6 protein-coding genes are annotated in these 4448 nt (G+C 67.0%); 2 read left to right on the top strand and 4 right to left on the bottom strand.

Annotated features, from left to right (window positions below; genetic code table 11):
• Window positions 1-55: 55 nt before the first annotated feature.
• On the bottom strand, window positions 56-1567 hold the full coding sequence (locus tag ACOADB_RS14990; protein WP_378600110.1) for a class I adenylate-forming enzyme family protein: 1512 nt from the start codon (window positions 1565-1567) through the stop codon (window positions 56-58).
• On the bottom strand, window positions 1564-2487 hold the full coding sequence (locus ACOADB_RS14985; protein ID WP_378600108.1) for an alpha/beta hydrolase: 924 nt from the start codon (window positions 2485-2487) through the stop codon (window positions 1564-1566). Before ACOADB_RS14985 ends, ACOADB_RS14990 begins: the two co-directional genes overlap by 4 nt.
• A 72-nt stretch (window positions 2488-2559) precedes the next feature.
• Between ACOADB_RS14985 and ACOADB_RS14980 the strand changes: the two genes are divergently transcribed.
• Window positions 2560-3243, top strand: a complete 684-nt coding sequence (locus ACOADB_RS14980; protein ID WP_378600106.1) for a TetR/AcrR family transcriptional regulator — start codon at window positions 2560-2562, stop codon at window positions 3241-3243.
• 28 nt (window positions 3244-3271) lie between these two features.
• Here the strand turns inward: ACOADB_RS14980 and ACOADB_RS14975 are convergent, their stop codons facing one another.
• A complete protein-coding gene (locus ACOADB_RS14975; RefSeq protein WP_378600103.1) occupies window positions 3272-3697 on the bottom strand; it encodes a hypothetical protein in 426 nt (141 codons plus the stop codon).
• 28 nt (window positions 3698-3725) lie between these two features.
• Window positions 3726-4178: a tautomerase family protein gene (locus tag ACOADB_RS14970; RefSeq protein WP_378600100.1), complete on the bottom strand. Its 453-nt coding sequence runs from the start codon at window positions 4176-4178 to the stop codon at window positions 3726-3728.
• Window positions 4179-4268: 90 nt separating this feature from the next.
• On the opposite strand from ACOADB_RS14970, the gene ACOADB_RS14965 reads away from it, so the two are divergent.
• The coding region (locus ACOADB_RS14965) for a hypothetical protein (protein WP_378600098.1) at window positions 4269-4448 on the top strand (180 nt) is incomplete at its 3' end.

Below are 4448 nucleotides of genomic sequence, written 5' to 3'. Positions count from 1 at the left end.
GCTGGAACCGGCGGACCCGGTGGAGCCGGTCGGCGATGCGCGCTCCTCGGGCCGCTCACGTTGAACGTGGTGAAGCTGGCGGCCCCGTAGCCGCACTCCGCAGTGCCAGCTTGTCGATCTTCCCCATCGCGTTCAAGGGCAGTTCCGACAGGACTGCGATGCTGACCGGGCGCTTGTACGGGGTCAGCCGCTCGGCACACCAGGCGTGCAGGTCGGCCTCGACAGACGTCGGCACATCTCCCGTGTTGACCGTCACGAACGCGGTGACCACTTCGCCCCACATCTGATCCGGTTGGCCGACCACGGCGACGTTGACCGTCGACGGGTGGGTGGCAAGGACGTCCTCGATCTCGCGCGGGTAGATGTTCTCGCCGCCCCGGATGATCATGTCCTTCACCCGACCGTCGATGGTGAGGTAGCCATCGGAGTCCAGGTGTCCAAGGTCGCCGGTCATCAGCCAGCCGTCCACGAGGGCCGCACGAGTCTCCTCGGGACGTCCTAGGTACCCGAGCATGATGTTCGCGCCGCTGATCGCGACCTGGCCAGTGACGCCCTGTCCGACCTCGGAGCCGTCGGCGTCGACGATCTTGATCCGTTGCCCAGGCAGCGGCAGACCAACTGTGCCGGGCTTCCGCGTGCCGTCGGCCGGGTTGATGGTGCTGGCACAGGTCCCCTCCGACAGGCCGTAGCCCTCGAGCACCGGGAACCCGAAACGCCGTTCAAAGGCCTCCAGCAACCCCGCCGGTGCAGGCGCCGCCCCGCACGCGGCGAACCTGATGGACGAAGCATCGGGCTCGCACTCCTCCGGCAGCTGCGCCAGCAAGGCGAAGATCGTCGGGACACCGCTGAAGTAGGTCGGACGGACCCGGTCGACGAGATCGAAGAAGGTGGCAGGGTCGAATCGGCCGCCAATGGCGGTGCTGCCCCCCACCAGCAACGGTACGAGCACGCTGACGACGATGCCGTTGACGTGGAACAACGGCAGGATCAGCAGGGATCGGTCCGTGCGGGATGCCCTGAGCCCCTCGGCTCCCATGGACGCCATGGCGATGAGGTTGGCGTGGGTGAGGATCACGCCCTTGGGCCGACCCGTCGTACCGCTGGTGTAGATCAGGAGAGCCATGGCTTCGTGATCGGTCACGGGTTCGTCGAGGCGGCCCCCGTCAGCTGAGACCATTGCTGTCGCCGCGATGGTGGTCGCCCCCTCGAACCGGGCCTCGCCGTGCAGGTCGACCAGCAGGACGGCGCCGGAGTCGGTCAGCTGGTACTGCGTCTCGTCGGGCAGGAGCGCGGGATTGACGGGCGTCACCGTGCAGCCGATGCGCCATGCCGCAAAGAGGAGGACGACGAAGTCGACCCCGTTGGGCAGCTGGAGGGCGACGACGTCTCCCGGCCTCGCCCCGTGGACGCGGAGGTACGCGCTCGCCTGGAGGACGCGGCGGAGGAACTCCTGGTTGTCGAGTTCGGTGTCGTCGTCGCTCACGGCCGGGCCGTGCGGATCGGCGGCGGCCCGGCGGTCTGCCAGGTTGGCCATGTGGTCGCTGAGCAGAAGGGCAGAGAAGGTCATCGCTCGTCCGCCGTTCCTGCGAGGCCGAGGTGTTCCTCGAAGAAGGCGAGCTGGTCAGCGACGAGCTGTTCGAAGGGTTCGCCGAGGTAGAAGGCGAAGTGTCCCGCGTCGTACGTCTTGACCACACCCCGCGGAGCCTGGTGTGCGTACTTCAACGTGACGTCCGCGGGGGCGACGCTGTCGGTGCTGCTGACGCAGAAGAGGATCGGTGGCGCCACCTTCCTGGCCCTCCTGCCTGGTCGGTACGAGGCCAGCCGCGGGATCACTCGGGCTCGGGTGTGATTGATGAACGTCTCCCCGGCCGGCATCAGCGCCTCGTAGCCCGGGAGCGCGTCCTCGGCAGTCATGATCGCGACGCCACCCGGCTTCGCGGCGAAGGGCAAGGTGACCGGGGCCCTCCGGGTGACTGTCGCGAGCAGGTCGCGCACCAGCAGGGACTGGAGACGGAGGGACTCTCTCGGGCTCTGGCGCAACGCTGTGGCCAGACCATCCGTGAACGGGCACTGTGCGACGGCCGCAGCCAGCTCGGGATGACGAGACGCGATCGTGATCACGTGTCCTCCGCCGAAGGATGTGCCCCAGACAGCCATGCGCTCGCTGTCCAGGTCGGTCCGCGTCCGCACATGTGCGAGGACCGCCTCCCAGTCCTGGAGCTGCTGCCGGGGGTGCAGCTCCTGGCGGTGGTCCCCGCCGCTGTCCCCGAAGTTGCGGTAGGTGAAGGCGATGCAGGCGATTCCCCGAGAGGCGAACCGCTCGGCGAAGGCGTCGAGGCGCATCTCACGGGTCGCGCCCATGCCATGACCGAGCACGACGACGGGTGGCGAGGAGACGCCCTCGGGGAGGTACAACCAGGCAGCGCAGAAGCTGTTGCCTGAGGGGATGGAGACAGTGGTGCGACGGTACGTCTGCTCGGAGGTCATTGACGAAGCCCTTCTGTGGAACGAGGTTATAGCGTTGTTATGAGTTGTTCGAAGCCATGAGAGACTGACGCCGTGAGCCCCAGCGACACCCGCGCCGCCCGACAAACGGCCCTCATCGACGCCGCGATCGGCCTGATCACCAGAGATGGCGTTGCCGGCGTGAAGGCCCGCGCAGTCGTGGACGAGGCCGAAGTCACCACGATGGCGCTCTACTCGGCCTTCGGTGGGTTGCCCGGCCTCCTTTCGGCAGTCTGCGAGGAGGGCTACGCCCGGCTCAACGGACGGTTGACAGGGCTGCCGACGACCGACGACCCGGTGGCCGATCTCTTCGCGCAGGCCCTCGAGTACCGCCGATTCGCGCTTGAGAACCCCCACCTCTACGACCTGCTCTTCGGTCTTCCCAGCGGCAATGGCATCCGCGGAGAACAGGTCGACGGAAGGGACTTGCCCGCAGGCGGAACGTCGTACGTCAACACCTTCGCCACCCTCACTCGCAGCTGTGAGCGAGCGATCTCCGCCGGTCGGGTCACCTCGCCCAGCAGTCGTGAGCTGGCCGCGCAACTGTGGGCCCTCGTCCACGGACACATCAGCCTGGAGCTGAGCGGGCACTTCGGAGAGTTCGCGGACCCGGTGGAGACGATCTTGGTCCCCCTGACCGTCGGATTCATGGTGGGACAGGGAGACGACCGCGAGGCGTCGAGCCGGGCCACGAGGAGTGCTCGCGGGTTGGCTGGCGGGTCCGCTCCGCGCGTGTAGCGGAGCGAACCCGCCGGTGTGGATCTGCTCAGGCCCTCGAACGTGCGGCCTCGAGCAGCACGTCCTCGCGACCCGCTTCCTTGACGGTCTTCACGTAGAGCGGGAACAGCTCGGCCGCGATCGGCAGCACCCTCACCAGCGCGGACTTCTTCCCCTGGACCCTGACCACGCCGCGGGTCATCGCGGCGAGCAGGTTCAGCTCGCCCTGCCAGAACAGGTTCGCCGCCTCGAGGGACATGCGGAGAGTTGCGTCCGAGGCATCGTCCAGCCCGCCCTGCCAGGCATCCTGACGCGCGGTGTCGATGATGAGGACGCTCTCCGGGTCGGAGGTGATGACCTTCAGCACCGTGTTCATGCCGTTGAGCTTCTCGACGATCGCGGCGTCGGAGCGGGCGGCGTGGAAGGTGGTGCGAACGAACTGGAACATCTCATCCGGGTTGGGCACGTTGTTCATCGGAACTCCTGTTGTCGGGTGAAGAGGATCAGGCGGTCAGGCTTGCGGCAGCGTCCTGCCAGGGAGAGGGCGCGTTCTCGTCGGCCCAGCGCCTCTCGTGGACGGACTCCGGCGGCGGTGGCACGAGTCCCTGAGTGCGCCAGAGATCGATCGGCGTCTCGTCGATGTGGATCTCCCAGTCGAAGCCGCGCTCGCGCACGAAGGGCTCGAGCGTCGCCTCCATGGCCTCCATCGTCAGGTCTCGCAGCTCCGGGGTGTCGAGCTGGCGCGCGATGTGATCGATGACGACCCGCACGAAGTTGTCGGCCGGCTCGCCGCCCACCCAGATGCTGCCCTGAGGACGCTCCTCGAACACGACGACCACGTAGAACCGGGGAAGTCCGGCGAAGTCCACGTAGAGGTCGGTGATGGCGTCCGAGAAGGCCTTCTTGCTGTCCATGTCGTACGCGCCCTCGGGGGCGTAGATCTGCCACATCGGCATGTCGAAGCATCTCCTTCGTGTTGTGCGCCTTGACTAGAACAACGTTATAACAGCATTATGAATGACGCAATGACGACTACGGAGGATTCGATGAACCAAGCCAACGCAGCTCCCCGACCGCCCGTTCGCGCGACAGTCTTCGTGGGCCGGTGGCCGCGCGTTCCCTTCGAGGACATGCCGGAGGTGATGCCGTCGGGAGTCTTCTCTCCCACGACGGCCACGCTGATCAGCGGCGAGAGCGAGATCGTGCTCATTGACGCCCTCTACCTG

The organism is Nocardioides sp. CPCC 206348, from assembly GCF_048654705.1.
Taxonomy (GTDB): Bacteria; Actinomycetota; Actinomycetes; order Propionibacteriales; family Nocardioidaceae; genus Nocardioides.
This window is presented reverse-complemented; position numbering and strand designations above follow the sequence as displayed.